Annotated in this window: 12 protein-coding genes; all 12 read left to right on the top strand. The window is 45.8% G+C overall.

Features of this window, described 5'->3' with window-relative positions; translation table 11 throughout:
- Positions 1 to 99: 99 nt before the first annotated feature.
- The 12 genes from MFMK1_RS13685 to MFMK1_RS13630 all read left to right on the top strand — a co-directional run bounded on the left by MFMK1_RS13685 (position 100) and on the right by MFMK1_RS13630 (position 14,364).
- Complete coding sequence (locus MFMK1_RS13685; protein ID WP_366922252.1) at positions 100 to 525, top strand: MaoC family dehydratase; 426 nt, start codon at positions 100 to 102, stop codon at positions 523 to 525.
- A 307-nt stretch (positions 526 to 832) separates the two neighbouring features.
- Positions 833 to 2,275: a 4-hydroxyphenylacetate 3-hydroxylase family protein gene (locus MFMK1_RS13680; RefSeq protein ID WP_366922251.1), complete on the top strand. Its 1,443-nt coding sequence runs from the start codon at positions 833 to 835 to the stop codon at positions 2,273 to 2,275.
- Between the two features lie 129 nt (positions 2,276 to 2,404).
- Positions 2,405 to 3,697: an acetyl-CoA hydrolase/transferase family protein gene (locus MFMK1_RS13675; RefSeq protein ID WP_366922250.1), complete on the top strand. Its 1,293-nt coding sequence runs from the start codon at positions 2,405 to 2,407 to the stop codon at positions 3,695 to 3,697.
- Between the two features lie 106 nt (positions 3,698 to 3,803).
- Positions 3,804 to 4,568, top strand: a complete 765-nt coding sequence (locus MFMK1_RS13670) for an SDR family NAD(P)-dependent oxidoreductase (RefSeq protein WP_366922249.1) — start codon at positions 3,804 to 3,806, stop codon at positions 4,566 to 4,568.
- Positions 4,569 to 4,582: 14 nt separating this feature from the next.
- A complete protein-coding gene (locus tag MFMK1_RS13665) occupies positions 4,583 to 5,761 on the top strand; it encodes a thiolase family protein (RefSeq protein WP_366922248.1) in 1,179 nt (392 codons plus the stop codon).
- Between the two features lie 69 nt (positions 5,762 to 5,830).
- Complete coding sequence (locus tag MFMK1_RS13660) at positions 5,831 to 6,166, top strand: hypothetical protein (protein ID WP_366922247.1); 336 nt, start codon at positions 5,831 to 5,833, stop codon at positions 6,164 to 6,166.
- A gap of 94 nt (positions 6,167 to 6,260) precedes the next feature.
- Positions 6,261 to 8,348: a sigma 54-interacting transcriptional regulator gene (locus MFMK1_RS13655; RefSeq protein WP_366922246.1), complete on the top strand. Its 2,088-nt coding sequence runs from the start codon at positions 6,261 to 6,263 to the stop codon at positions 8,346 to 8,348.
- Positions 8,349 to 8,694: 346 nt separating this feature from the next.
- Positions 8,695 to 10,029, top strand: a complete 1,335-nt coding sequence (locus MFMK1_RS13650; RefSeq protein ID WP_366922245.1) for a short-chain fatty acid transporter — start codon at positions 8,695 to 8,697, stop codon at positions 10,027 to 10,029.
- A 208-nt stretch (positions 10,030 to 10,237) separates the two neighbouring features.
- Complete coding sequence (locus MFMK1_RS13645; RefSeq protein WP_366922244.1) at positions 10,238 to 11,176, top strand: DMT family transporter; 939 nt, start codon at positions 10,238 to 10,240, stop codon at positions 11,174 to 11,176.
- Positions 11,173 to 12,339 (top strand): thiolase domain-containing protein, encoded by a 1,167-nt coding sequence (locus MFMK1_RS13640; protein ID WP_366922243.1) that lies wholly within the window; start codon positions 11,173 to 11,175, stop codon positions 12,337 to 12,339. Before MFMK1_RS13645 ends, MFMK1_RS13640 begins: the two co-directional genes overlap by 4 nt.
- A 15-nt stretch (positions 12,340 to 12,354) precedes the next feature.
- A complete protein-coding gene (locus MFMK1_RS13635) occupies positions 12,355 to 12,675 on the top strand; it encodes a Zn-ribbon domain-containing OB-fold protein (RefSeq protein WP_366922242.1) in 321 nt (106 codons plus the stop codon).
- 141 nt (positions 12,676 to 12,816) lie between these two features.
- Positions 12,817 to 14,364 carry an acyl-CoA synthetase gene (locus MFMK1_RS13630; protein ID WP_366922241.1) on the top strand — a complete coding sequence of 516 codons (1,548 nt, stop codon included), beginning with the start codon at positions 12,817 to 12,819 and terminating at the stop codon, positions 14,362 to 14,364.
- The last annotated feature ends 17 nt before the right edge of the window (positions 14,365 to 14,381 follow it).

Here is a 14,381-nt window from a genome sequence, read left to right as displayed (position 1 = left end):
AGTGCCTGACAGCAAGGGCTTGACTTTCAATAAGGTGCATTGTATTCAGGTTCAACAGGTGGTAAAATATACAAAACATCAAATCTGAGGGGGATAAACATGGCAAAATCCGTTTACGAACTGCAGCTAGGCGACGAGGCCAGTTTCTCAAAGACTATCAGCGAAAGCGACGTCTATCTGTTTGCCGGCATTACAGGTGATTTAAATCCGATGCACGTGAATAGGGAGTATGTGGCGAAAACCTTTTTCAAACAGCCAATAGTTCATGGTCCCTTAATTACCGGAATGGTGGCGCCGGTTTTAGGGATGGAGTTACCGGGCTTGGGTACTGTTTTGGTGGAGCTTCAGACCCGCTATCGTGCACCGGTATTTTTCGGGGATACAGTTACCGCCAGTGTTAAACTGGTTGAAAAAGACGAAGAAAAAAACCGGGCAACTTTCCAGTGTCTCTGGACTAACCAAAACCAACAGACCGTAGCCGAAGGAAAGGCGCTGGTGTCACCGCCAAAACCGCCGAAAGAATAATACCAGTGGTGTCACTTATTTACCTAGGCGGTGCCTGACACCCTAGTGATAATAAGTGACACCTAAGCGGTGCCTGACACCACTGTGCAAAGGTGTCACTTATTTAAAATCTGATGCTACCGGGCATCGCTAGCGACAAAAGTATCAATAAAAAGATTATACTGTGCATCGCCATTAGAAAGCAGCTGCAGGAATTCGCGGCTGCTTTCTTGCTGCTTTCCCTATAATAACGGGCTTTTTCAATGCTGGTATATATCTTGCTAATAACTTAGGTAAGATGTAAATAAATAAAGGGGGAAGTTATAAAATGGCTCTAAAAACAGGTAAAGATTATGTAGAAAGCTTAAAAAAGTTAAATACGGAAATATGGGCTTTTGGGGAAAGAATCGAAGATTTCACAGAACACGCATTGCTTAAGCCACATATCAATGCTGCAGCCGTGACTTATGAAATGGCCCATGATCCTCAATTTGAGGACTTAGTAACCGCGACTTCGCATTTGACAGGTGAGAAAATAAGTCGCTTCACCCATATCCACCAAAGTGCTGAAGACCTGGTGAAAAAGGTAAAGATGTTAAGGATGATTGCCCAGCGTACCGGTACTTGTTTTCAGCGGTGTGTAGGATTTGACGGTCTAAATGCCATGTACTCTACAACCTATGAAATGGATGAAGCACTGGGCACCAATTACCATGAAAGATTTAAAGAACATCTAAAATATTTACAGGAAAACGATTTAATGTCAGCCGGATCTATGACAGATCCCAAAGGAGATAGAAGCAAAAAGCCAAGCCAACAGTCAGATCCTGATATGTATGTGCGCGTGGTTGAAAAGAATGATAAGGGAATCATTATCCGCGGTGCAAAGGCGCATCAGACCGGCATTATAAACTCCCATGAAATGTTGATCATGCCCACTGTGGCGTTAAGTGAAGAAGATAAAGACTATGCTGTGGCCTGTGCCATACCTGTAGATGCTGAAGGTGTTAAGCATATTTTCGGCCGGCAGTCGAATGATATGCGGCGGCTAGAAGGTGACATTGACTGCGGTAACGCAAAATATGGCATTGTCGGCGGCGAAGCATTGACAGTATTAGAAGATGTCTTTGTTCCCTGGGAGAAAGTATTTATGTGCGGCGAAAGCCAGTTTGCCGGCATGCTGGTAGAACGGTTTGCCTCCTATCACCGGCAGAATTACGGCGGTTGTAAAACCGGGGTGAGCGATATAATTATCGGTGCTACCGCTTTAGCAGCGGACTATAATGGTGTGGCCAAGGCTTCTCACGTGAAGGATAAAGTGATCGAGATGATTCATCTCGCTGAAACCCTTTATGGCGGCTCCATTGCCTGTTCGTCAGAAGGAAGGCCTACTTCTTCAGGTTCTTATTTTGTTGATCCCTTATTGGCCAACGTGGTCAAGCAAAATGTAACCCGGTTTATTTATGAAATTTGTAGATTATCTCATGACGTTGCCGGCGGCTATATCGCGACTATACCTTCCGAACAAGACCTGAAGCATCCCGAGATTGGCAAGTATGTAGAGAAATATTTTAAAGCAAGAGACGGTGTTTCCACTGAGAATAGAATTCGCATCGGCCGTTTGATTGAGAATATGACCGGCGGTACCGCTCTGGTGGAAAGCATGCATGGTGCCGGTTCACCTCAGGCTCAGAGAGTAATGCTTCTCAGACAAGGTAATCTCAAGCATAAAACCGAGTTAGCGAAAAACTTGGCCGGCATCAAAGAATAGCGTTAGCTGCTATTACGTTAGCAGGAAGTAGATCAGGGAAGACGGTTAATAGACCAGCACCGCCTGCAGGTGTCAAGTTCATCCGGAAGTTGTTAAGAATATCCAGCAGAGGGATTGGGGGGGAAGAAATTGTTAAATTGGAAAGAAACATATCAGAGCAGGCTGCTTGCAGCAAAAGACGCCGTAAAACAGATCAAATCCGGTGACCATGTGGTACTGCAGCATGCCTGTGGTGAACCAAGAACCTTAATAGAAGCTATGGTGGAAAGAAAAGACTTAAGAAATGTGGCCGTATCCCATATGGCTGCTATTGGTCCGGGGGAATATGCCCAAGAAGGTTTCGAAGAAAATTTTAGGCACAACGCCTTTTTTGCCGGTGCGGCTACGCGAAAGGCCATTCATGACGGCCGGGCAGACTATACTTCATGTTTTTTTCATGAGCTGCCCAGGGCATATCGGGAGCATGTTCCCCCTGATATTGCTCTCATTCAAGTATCACCGCCCAACAAATGGGGGTACTGTTCCTTAGGTATTTCAGTTGATTACACCAAACATGTAGCGGAAGTTGCTGACGTGGTAATCGCCCAGGTTAATGAAAAAATGCCCAAGACATTCGGTGATTCCTTTATCCACGTAAAGGACATTGATTATTTTGTGGAAAGCACGCGGGATTTGATTGAAATTCCGATACCAACTATTGGTGAAGTGGAACAGGCTATTGGTGAAAATGTAGCCCGCCTAATAGAAGACGGCTCGACGCTGCAGTTAGGCATCGGTGCTATCCCCGACGCAGTGCTCAATTTTCTTCACGATAAAAAGGATTTAGGTATTCATACTGAAATGTTCTCCGACGGGGTAATCGATTTGGTAGAAAAAGGGATAATCAATGGAAAAGCGAAGAATTTACACCAAGGGAAAATTATCTGTTCCTTTGTAATGGGGACTAGTAAACTCTATGATTTTGTAGATGATAACCCCGGCGTGGAGTTTTATACTGTGGACTATACCAATGACCCTTACGTGATTGGTAAACACGATAAGATGATTTCTATTAACTCGGCCATTCAGGTAGATATGCTGGGGCAGGTTTGTGCCGATACCATCGGCTATAAACAATACAGTGCCGTGGGCGGTCAGGTGGACTTTGTCCGGGGAACCTCTCGTTCCAGGGGCGGCAAAGCTATCATCGCTATGCCCTCCACTGCGGGCGGGGGTAAATATTCCCGGATAGTTAACCTACTGGACGAAGGCGCCGCAGTGACCACATCCAGGTATGACGTGCAATTTGTGGTTACCGAATACGGTGTTGCCGACTTGAGAGTGAGGACTAACAGACAGCGGGCTGAAGAGCTTATCAAGGTAGCTCATCCAAATTTCCGTTCTGAGCTCAAGGCTGCTGCCAGGCAGAGAAAACTATTCTAATGAAGTTCTTGTTAGGTTGATTCTAAATTAGGTTGATTCTAATTGGAAATCATGATTGTTGATGGTCTAATGTACTGAGAGATATTTTACGAGGAGGTTTTTAGAAATGAATTTTCCCAGTATGGACGTAAAAGGTAAAGTAGCCGTCGTCACCGGGAGCAGTAAAGGTATTGGTTTTGGCATGGCTCAGGGTTTGGCCTATTACGGGGCTGACCTCGTGATCGTCAGCCGAAACATTGATGAGGCCGCTGCTGCAGCGGAAAGTATTAAGGAATTTGGTGGAAAGGCCATAGCGCTCAAATGCGATGTGACCAAAAAAGCAGATATTAAAAACATGGTAGATACCACGTTGAAAGAGTTCGGGAAAATTGACATCTTGATTAACAACGCCGGCATGAACATCAGAAAGCCGCTGGTGGAATACGAGGAAGAAGAGTATGACAAAGTGATTGCCACTAACTTAAAAGGCATATTCCTGGTGGGCCAGGCGGTAGCCAGAGTAATGATGGAACAAAAGAGCGGAAAAATCATCAACATTTCTTCCATCTTCGGCGGTGTAGCGATGGCGAACCAGGCGGCATATGCATCGAGTAAGGGCGGCATTAATCAATTGACCCGGGTGATGGCTGTAGAACTGGCTCCTTTCAACGTCAACGTTAATGCCATTGCCCCGGCATATATCAAAACTCCTATGACCCAGGGCTGGCTTTCAGACGAGGAAAGACTGAAGGAGATTTTGGGCAGCACACCGATGGGACGTACCGGGGAACTTTCAGACCTAGTGGGCCCGGCGGTATTCCTATCATCAGAAGCATCCAGCTTTATCACCGGCCACATTCTGTACGTGGACGGCGGTTGGCTGGCCAAATAAGGAGGTTACTCAAAATGAAGAATGTAGTTATTGTCAGCGGTGTAAGAACCGCAATCGGTTCTTACGGCAAATCTCTTAAAGCTGTGGCGCCCTCAGATCTGGCTGCCTTAGTAATCAAAGAAAGCATTAGCAGAGCTGGTATTGACGGCGGTGAGCTTGACCAGGTTATTATGGGTAACGTCATACAATCCATCGGTGATGCCTCGAACCCCGCCAGAACTGCCGCACTGAAAGCAGGCGTACCTGTGGAAGTACCTGCCTATACCCTTAACCGTCTTTGCGGGTCCGGCCTGCAGGCGATAAATTCCGCCTATGAGGCCATAGTTTCCGGTGCAGCGGATGCTGTCCTTGCCGCGGGGATGGAAAGTATGAGTAACGCCCCATACCTCTTGGAGCAGGCCCGTTGGGGCTACAGGATGGGAGATGCAAAAAGCAGGGATGGTGTGATAGCAGCCTTGACCGACTCTAATTATCTGGTGCACATGGGTGTGACCGCCGAAAACCTGGCGGAAAAATATGATATTTCTCGCGAAGAACAGGATGAATTCGCCCTGCTCAGTCAGCAAAGAGCTGTGGCGGCCATCGAAAGTGGAGAATTTACAGAGCAGATAGTGCCCGTGGAAATCCCGGCACGTAAGGGAGAAACCATTCGATTTGATACCGATGAACATCCGCGAAAGGAAGCCAGCCTTGAGGGATTGGCAAAGCTGAAGACGGTTTTCAAAAAAGACGGCACCGTTACAGCGGGCAATGCATCCGGTATTAACGATGCCGCGGCAGCCATGATCCTTATGACTGAGGAAAGGGCCAAGGAATTAGGGCTGAAACCACTGGCTAGCATCAAGGGCTACGCCACCGCCGGGGTTGATCCCCTGTACATGGGATTTGGTCCGGTGCCCGCCACACAAAAAGTGCTGGCAAGGACCGGGCTTACGCTTAAGGACATTGATTTAATTGAGTTAAACGAAGCCTTTGCCGCCCAGTATCTGGCATGTGAAAAAGCCCTGAAACTTGACCGGGACAAAGTCAACATCCAGGGCGGGGCCATTGCTATGGGGCATCCTTTAGGAGCTACCGGTGTCATTCTTCTTATTAAATTGATCTACCAGATGATAGAGAAAGAATCTAAGTACGGCCTAGCGACAGCCTGCATCGGCGGCGGACAGGGAATAGCAACCCTGATTGAAAGGTAGATGCCCGTCGTGAAAAATTGGTGGTTTCAGGTGCAGGAACTATCAAACAATTACTGAGGGGAGAGCCCGATGGCTTATAAATGTACCAAGAATATAACCGTTGAAGAGGTCGGTGCAAATCGATTGCTGGTAAAAACAGAATACAGTGATAACAGCTATGCAATCCAGCTTAACAGTATTTTCGAAGGTTCAACCCAGAGATTGCTTTATGCCGACGTGCAGGTGGATAGGGCTCCGGCTGATAAAGCTGCGTTTAGCAATATAATACGTAAAGCGGTGGGCCTGAGCATAAAATTAACCGGTACAAACCAATTAAAACTAATCAAGGCACTAGGCACGGATAATCTTTTATTGGTTAATTTGCTAATAGAGAATGGTCTAATATTAGAAAATATGCAGGTGTAAAACACGCCTGCATATTTTCTTAATTAGGAAAATCAAAGGAATATTCTAAATTTTGTCGAATAGTGTGAATATACCTTTACAAGGAGGAATTACTGTGTGGGAAAAAGCATCAGACATCATGACTAAAGATTTTGTCAGCATTAAAATGGGTACCGGTGTGTATGAAGCCGCTGAGCTTTTCTCCACGCATTCAGAAATGGAAAGCATCCCCGTAGTTGATGAAGAGTACAAGCTCAAGGGCTTTTTTACCAAAAATGTTTTATGCAAACTTGTGGCTGAAAAAAAAGATATAAACACGCAAGTGAAAAGCCTGATGACCACTGATTTTACCGCCGTTAGAGAAGAAACCTCGATTAAAGAGCTTCTCAATATTAATACCGGCCAGCTAGCGGTCACCGGGGAAAACGCCAACCTAGTCGGTATCATTTCCAGGACCGACTTGATGCTGGTATTTAGAAAAAAGGCCCAGGCCATGTTGGCACGGCTGCAGACTATCATAGATTCCACGTATAACGGAATTATAGCCATTGACAATCAAAACCGTATTATCCTCATGAATAAAGCCGCCGCGCAATTTACCGGCTGGAGTATTGCTGACGCGATTGATGCGGATATTGAACAGGTGGTGCCGGAAACCGGCCTGCCCGAAGTAATTAAGACCGAACAACCCGTCTTCGGGACAAAGATGAATATAAACGGTTATAAAGTAGTGTCAAACCGAAGTCCCATCTACGAAGAAGACCGGATTATGGGCGCTGTGGGAGTATTTCAGGATATTTCCGCATTGGAAACTATATCCCAAGAACTGGAGCATACTCAGACTCTAAACAAGCAGCTTGATGCCATTATTGACTCCTGTCATGATGCCATTGTGGTGTCAGATGCCCAGGGCAAGCTAGAGAAAATCAGTAAGTCGTACGAAAGAATTTCCGGACTTGATCGAGATACCATCCTGGGCAAGAATATGGCTGAACTTGAGGAGGAAGGGATCGTATCCCAGTCATCAAGCTTACTGGTACTGCAGCAAAAAAAACCGGTGACAATTCTCCAAAAGTTAAAGACCGGCAGAGAGATGTTTCTCACTGGAACGCCGGTATTTGATGATAACAATAATATCATTAAAGTAGTATCCACCGGGCGGGATCTGACAGAGCTCAACAACTTAAGGACAGAGTTGGAGCGCACCAAAGAATTGAGTAATAAGTACTATCATGAACTCAAGCAGCTGCGGGAACAGTTGGGAGAACAAAAACAAATAATTTTCTCCAGCGAAAAAATGCAGAATATTGTACAGCTTTCGTTAAAAATCGCTAAAGTTGATTCCACCATATTAATACTGGGCGAGTCAGGTGTTGGCAAGGAATTGATAGCCCGGATAATTCATTCAAGCAGTAAGCGTAAGGATAATGCCTTTATCACCATAAACTGTGGTGCTATTCCGGAGCATTTATTGGAATCCGAACTTTTCGGCTATGAAGAAGGTGCCTTTACCGGCGCTAGAAAAGGTGGCAAAGCAGGGTTGTTTGAAGAAGCTCACAAAGGAAGTATTTTTCTCGATGAGATTGGTGATCTGCCCCTTAGCTTACAGGTTAAACTTTTAAGGGTACTTCAAGAAGGAGAAATTACCCGAGTAGGAGGCATCAGGCCGCGAAAGATTGACGTAAGAATTATTGCCGCCACCAATGCCCAACTGGAAAAACTGGTGGCTGAAAAAGAATTCAGGGAAGATTTGTACTATCGGCTGAATGTAGTGCCCATCGAGGTACCGGCACTGCGTGAACGCAAAGAGGACATCATACCCCTCACCTTTCATTTCCTGAAAAAGTTTAATGCCAAGTACTCACTGAATAAGACAATGTCACCGGAAGTATTAGACCAACTGATAACTTACGAGTGGCCCGGTAATGTCCGTGAGTTGGAAAACATTGTAGAAAGAATGGTAGTTACGTCTAACGAGGATAAGATTTTCTACGACAGTTTGCCCGCTTTGCTGCGCAGCGGTGGACATACTGATGAGGGGCCGATCAGTATTGCTAAAATAATGCCTTTAAGAGATGCCATTCAAATGGTGGAAAAAATCCTTATTGACCGAGCGCTAAAGGAATACGGCAGCACCAGAAAAGCGGCCAGTGCATTGGGTATTAACCAATCCACCGTGGTAAGAAAGAAAAATAATGACTAAGCGTTGCCGGGGAACATCGCGGGTGATGTTCATGAGCATCGGCAACAATTTTTATAAAAAATATATTGTGAGAAACAACCCGCGTAAACCTTGTCTTTATGCGGGTTTTAATTTTTTTTACCACATAACCCAAGCTTGGCATATATGTTGCAATTTTAATAAAATATGAATTAACTAAAAATTTTTAAAATTTAAAAAGATAAGGAGGTGGAGCTGTTCGTTGTCTCGAATTATCCACTAAAGGTTATCTAAATTCATCTAAATTTCATTCAGAGGATAATTTGTGATGGTCCATTACGGTGAAAAGCATTGTAGGATTTTGAACCTTAAATTAGGAGGCGAAAATATGTTAGCATCATTAGGAGCGTTTTTTACAAAGATAGTACGAAAGTATTTACCCGATGCATTTGTATTTGCAATTGGATTGACTGTGCTTACTTTTATTCTAGGAATTATTATCAATCATCAGACACCCATGCAGATGTTAAATCACTGGGGAGGAGGACTATGGAACCTATTAACCTTCTCCATGCAGGTTTCCTTGACCTTGGTTACCGGTTTTATCTTGGCACATACGGCTCCGGTACAGAAGATATTGAAAGGCGCTGCCAGTAGAGTAACCACACCCTCAGGTGCCATTATGGCAGCAGCATTAATTGCTTCTATTGCGTCTTGGCTTTCCTGGGGTTTTGGCCTGATTGTCGGCGCGCTGATTGCCAGAGAATTAGCCAAGAACGTTAAGGGCGTTCACTACCCGTTATTGGTGGCTGCTGCTTACTCCGGTTTTGTAGTCTGGCATGCAGGTTTATCCGCATCCGCATCGCTGGCAGTTGCTACTCCGGGGCATTTTCTTGAAGAAACCATGGGGATTATCCCCGTCACCGAGACAATGTTTGCCCTGCCCAACTTAGTAGCACTCATTTTAATTGTAGTAACCCTGCCATTCTTGTTTAAAATGATGATGCCGAAAGATCCGAACGATATCATGGAGTTCAATCCCGAGGAAGCAGCCGCTGCTGAGGTCGTTACCGAAACCACGGCTATAGGGGAAAGCACTCCGGCCCAAGCATTAGAAAACAGCAGAATAGGATCCTTTGTCTTGGGATTAATGATGATTGTTTACCTGGTATATTACTTTACTCAAAACGGTGGTTTAACTGCACTGAACTTAAATGTGATTAACTTAGCCTTCTTTGCCCTAGGAATTTTATTTGTAAAATCACCCAAGGAGTATGTGGATATGGCTGTGGCAGCGGGTAAAAACGTTGCCAACATCATCATTCAATACCCACTTTATGCAGGTATTATGGGTATGATGGTCGGTTCGGGACTGGCAGCCACCATGACCGGATGGCTCGTATCGATTGCCAATGTTCACACCTTACCTGTTTTCGGTTTCTTATCAGCCGGTCTAGTGAACTTGTTTGTACCTTCCGGCGGCGGTCAGTGGGCGGTCCAAGGACCCATTATGGTACCTGCAGCTCAGCAGCTCGGGGTCGACGTGGCTAAAGTTGTCCAGACAGTAGCCTGGGGCGATGCCTGGACCAATATGATCCAACCCTTCTGGGCTATCCCCTTACTTGGTATTGCCGGGTTAAGTATCCGTGACATCATGGGCTACTGCGCCGTGACCCTAATCTGGACAGGTATTATAATCAGTGCTGTTTATATGATATTCTAAGGAACAATTCTGCCGGGGTCATCCCCGGCAAATTAATTTCTAAATAATTAGACAGTTTAACTTTTCTATTAACATGTTTTAACCAAGGCTTTCGCCGGCACGTTGCCTGGCGCGAGCCAAGTTTTTTTAAGGCAGAAAATATTAGTAATAATTGATACCGTTTGAGGGATTTACTACCAAGTTGTCCGAAGAACTAGGAGTGTTACCAATGAGGGTTACTGATAATGCACAGGCCTACGGCCTCTTAGTATTGGCAAATATGTTTTGGGCCGGTAATTTTGTGGTGGGCAGTGTCCTTACCACCCGTTTTTCGCCGGTACAGCTGGTCTATATGCGCTGGATTATTGCTACGATAATCCTAATACCGCTTACTTATAGCAAACTAAATAATTATCAGTGGTGGAACAAAATCGTTTCACATTGGCGGCAGCTATTGATAATGGCCTTTACCGGCATATTCCTCTACAGCACCCTGGTTTATTTAGCGCTCAGATTTACTAACCCCGTCAATGCTTCCATCGTTAACGGAGCTAACCCAATGGTTTTGACTTTACTCGGTTTTCTGCTGTTAAAGGAGAAAGTAAACGGGCAGCAGGTCTTGGGAATGGGTATCTCTTTTCTCGGCGTTATTTGGGTTGTCAGCAACGGCTCATGGGAGCTGCTGCGAAGTTTCCGCTTGAATATCGGGGACGTACTGATGCTGGTGAACATCTTTATCTGGGGAATTTACTCTATTGCTACCAAAAAAGTGACTAAAGAATTAAGTGCTTTAGAGGCAACGGCCTTAAGTGGAATTTTATCTATATTTTTAATGTTTCCTCCGGTGGCGGTGGATTACTCCACAAATTCACAGCTTCAATTTAGTCTTGGCAGTGTCTTAGGTATCCTGTATATTGCTATATTTAGTTCTGTGCTGGCTTACCTTTGTTGGAATCAAGGTATCAAACAGATTGGGCCGGGTCGTGCCGGCATATTTATGAATTTAATTCCCGTTTTTGCGGCTATTTTGGCCTTTATCTTTTTAGACCAACATTTGACTTTTGATCAGCTTATTGGCGGGACGCTGGTAGCAGCCGGTGTCTACTTGACTAATGCCAAGAAAAAAACCAAAGAGGTTGGTGACAATAATTTTGTCGGGGAGGGATGATTAAGTTGAGAGAAGTAGCTATTATCGGCGTGGGGATGACTAATTTTGGCAAGCTGTCTGACAGCATTGTGGACATGGGCGTCCAAGCTGCTGAAGCGGCGATAAACGATTGCAAAATAGAGAAAAACCAGATAGAAGCGCTATTTTTAGGAAACTTTGTGGGCGAAGTGCTCACCGGGCAGGCCCTTTTAGCGGCACTAACCGCGAGGAGTCTGGGACTGAGGGGTATTCCGGTGACAAAGGTGGAAGGTGCCTGTGCATCAGGTGGTATAGCCCTGCGCCAGGCGATACTGACCGTAGCTTCCGGCCAGGCCGAAGTTGCCATGGCGGTGGGGGCGGAGAAGATGACTGCTTCGCCCACAGGGAAAGTTACCGGGGCACTGGCCGGGGCGTTGGATCAGCAGTTAGACGGGCGTAGCGGCCTTACTTTTCCCGGATTTTTTGGCCTGGTAGCACAGCGTTATCAGGCGGAGTACCAAAGTGATATGGAGGCAGTTGCACAGGTAGTTGTTAAAAGCAGAAAAAATGCCGTTAAAAATCCTGTATGTTATCTGCGTAAGGAAGTATCAGCTGAGCAGGTAAGGGGCTCTTATCCGGTGGCAGAGCCGCTGCGCCTGATGGACTGCTGTCCTATCTCGGACGGTGCGGCAGCTGCGGTAGTGTGTTCTGTGGATATGGCTAAGAAGCTTTCCGGGCAACCCATTAAAGTATTGGCATCTGTTCAGACTTCAGGGGCGCCACGCATTTCAGATGTAAGCTCCCTTTTGACCTTTGAAGCAACCACCCAGGCAGCGGCGCTGGCTTACACTCAAGCAGGCATCACAGCCAAAGATGTGGATGTGGTAGAGCTTCATGACTGTTTTTCCATTGCTGAAGTGGTTGATAGTGAAGATCTAGGTTTCTTTGAAAAAGGTGAAGGGGCTGAAGCCGTAAAAGCCGGAACCACCGCGGTGGACGGTGATATTCCCATAAACCCCAGCGGCGGATTAATATCCAGAGGACATCCGGTAGGGGCCACGGGATTGGCCCAGGTCTACGAAATTGTGCGTCAGCTGCAGGGAAAAGCGGTAAACCAGGTCCGCAATGCCTCGGTAGGTTTAGCCCATAACCTAGGCGGGACAGGAGCTACCTGCACCGTTACCATTTTAACCAATGATATATAAAGCGGGGGGAGAATGATGAAACTTTTAAATGTACTGCAATGTCCCAAGTGTAAAAAACTGCAGCTTGCACCGGCATCAGCCTGCCGCCACTGTGGTACCGGCGAGATTAAGGAAACATTGATAAAGGGTACGGGTACACTTTATAGCTACACCATTATTCACGTTCCTCCAGAAGGGTGGGAGAAAGAAGTTCCCTGTACGGTCGGTGTTATTACACTTGCCGGCGGCTTAAATGTCACCGCCCGATTTATTGGTGATGCCAAAGAAACTCTTTCTGTAGGAGACCCGGTAGATGTCCGGTCAGAAAATAACGAACTCATATTTAATAATAATTAAATAATGTCACTTATTGGTGTCAGGCACCACGGGGGTGTCACTTATTTGTCACTTATTTTCTTATTGGTGTCAGGCACCAATAGGTACAATAAGTGACACTTAAGTTACTTACAATAATTTTAGGATTGGGAGGTTTTTACAATGAATGTTGGCAGTTATTTGACCAGAGCGGCTGTTTCTTATCCGGATAATATTGCTCAGGTTTTTGGCGACAAGAAATATACCTATAAAGAAATGAACCAGAGGGTTAATTCCCTGGCGGCAGCCTTAAGAAATATGGGGCTCCAAAAAGGAGATAGAATTGGGATTTATCAAAAAAATTCCCACTGTTTCATGGAAACATTATTTGCCTGCTTTAAGCTGGGCTGCTGCGCAATTCCCATGAATTTCAGATTGCATCCTAAGGAAGTAGTATATCACTTAAACGATGCCCGCGCTGCCGCAGTATTTTTCAGTAAAGATTTTAATGAAGACCTGAAGGATATTACTAAAGAACTGCCTCATACTGAGCATTATATATCTCAGGCTGACCCTGCCGAGGGGCAGTTGGATTATGAAAAACTAATCAGCGACAATTGGACCGAAGAAGAGCAAATGGTTGATGTAGACAAGGATGATTTGGCCTGGTTATTCTATACGTCAGGGACAACGGGCAGGCCCAAAGGAGCTATGCTGACCCATGCTAACCTAGTAGCAACAAGTGTGGGCTGGAGCGCTGACTTAATGCATCTTCATCCTGAAGATATCGCTCTGCAGGCAGCACCGCTGAGCCACGGCGGCGGTATTCACGCCATCGCCGTAGTGGCCAAAGCCGGTACAAATATCGTCCAGGAATACTTTAGAGCCAAAGATGTATTGGAAGCTATCGATAACTTTAAGGTGACAAACTTTTGGGGCGTACCTACCATGATCAAAATGTTGGCTGACTACCCCGAGGTGTCAGATTATGATCTGTCCAGCTTGAAATGGGTAGTCTACGGTGGTGCACCAATGTATGTGGAAGATTTGAAGAAGGCCATTGAGAAGATTGGCCCAGTATTCGTGCAGATATTCGGTCAGGGTGAGACCCCTATGACCGGTACTTACCTCCGGCCTCAGGAACACGTCATTGATGGCAGCGAAGAAGAGGTGCGCCGTTTACTGTCCGCGGGCATAGAAAGGACTTGTACCGAAGTTAAGATTTTTGACGAAGAAGACAAGGAAGCTTCTCCCGGAGTTAAGGGAGAGATAGTAGTACGGGGGCCGGCAGTAATGACAGGATACTGGGAACGTCCCGAGGAGACGGAAAAGACATTGAGGGGCGGCTGGCTGCATACAGGTGATGTGGGTTATAAGGATAAGTACGGTTATATTTATCTTGTCGACCGCTCAAAAGATGTAATTATCAGCGGCGGAGCCAATGTATACCCTCGGGAATTGGAAGAAGTACTGGCTCAGCATCCCCGAATTCACGAGGTAGCAGTGATTGGCATGCCCGATGAATACTGGGGTGAAATAGTGGTGGCTGTGGTGGTAACTAAGCCCGGGCTGGACTTGGGTGAGGATGATGTAGTCCAGTTCTGCGCAGACAATCTTGCCGGCTATAAGAAACCTAAGCGGGTTGAATTTCTTAACAAACTTCCCAAAAGTGCTTACGGAAAGATCCTTAAACGGGAACTGCGGGATATGTTTACCAATGATAAAAAATAAGGAAAGTGGTGCCTGAC

Source organism: Metallumcola ferriviriculae (assembly GCF_035573695.1).
GTDB classification, from domain to species: Bacteria; Bacillota; JADQBR01; order JADQBR01; family JADQBR01; genus Metallumcola; species Metallumcola ferriviriculae.
The sequence above is the reverse complement of the archived record's forward strand: the minus strand, read 5'-3'. Positions and strand labels throughout refer to the sequence as shown.

What these genes read in the sequence shown, in the direction of transcription:
- MFMK1_RS13650 (WP_366922245.1), top strand. Translation starts at nt 8,695, where the DNA reads ATGTTAGCATCATTAGGAGCGTTTTTTACAAAGATAGTACGAAAGTAT.
- MFMK1_RS13630 (WP_366922241.1), top strand. Translation starts at nt 12,817, where the DNA reads ATGAATGTTGGCAGTTATTTGACCAGAGCGGCTGTTTCTTATCCGGAT.
- MFMK1_RS13660 (WP_366922247.1), top strand. Translation starts at nt 5,831, where the DNA reads ATGGCTTATAAATGTACCAAGAATATAACCGTTGAAGAGGTCGGTGCA.
- MFMK1_RS13645 (WP_366922244.1), top strand. Translation starts at nt 10,238, where the DNA reads ATGAGGGTTACTGATAATGCACAGGCCTACGGCCTCTTAGTATTGGCA.
- MFMK1_RS13665 (WP_366922248.1), top strand. Translation starts at nt 4,583, where the DNA reads ATGAAGAATGTAGTTATTGTCAGCGGTGTAAGAACCGCAATCGGTTCT.
- MFMK1_RS13670 (WP_366922249.1), top strand. Translation starts at nt 3,804, where the DNA reads ATGAATTTTCCCAGTATGGACGTAAAAGGTAAAGTAGCCGTCGTCACC.
- MFMK1_RS13685 (WP_366922252.1), top strand. Translation starts at nt 100, where the DNA reads ATGGCAAAATCCGTTTACGAACTGCAGCTAGGCGACGAGGCCAGTTTC.
- MFMK1_RS13680 (WP_366922251.1), top strand. Translation starts at nt 833, where the DNA reads ATGGCTCTAAAAACAGGTAAAGATTATGTAGAAAGCTTAAAAAAGTTA.
- MFMK1_RS13635 (WP_366922242.1), top strand. Translation starts at nt 12,355, where the DNA reads ATGAAACTTTTAAATGTACTGCAATGTCCCAAGTGTAAAAAACTGCAG.
- MFMK1_RS13640 (WP_366922243.1), top strand. Translation starts at nt 11,173, where the DNA reads ATGATTAAGTTGAGAGAAGTAGCTATTATCGGCGTGGGGATGACTAAT.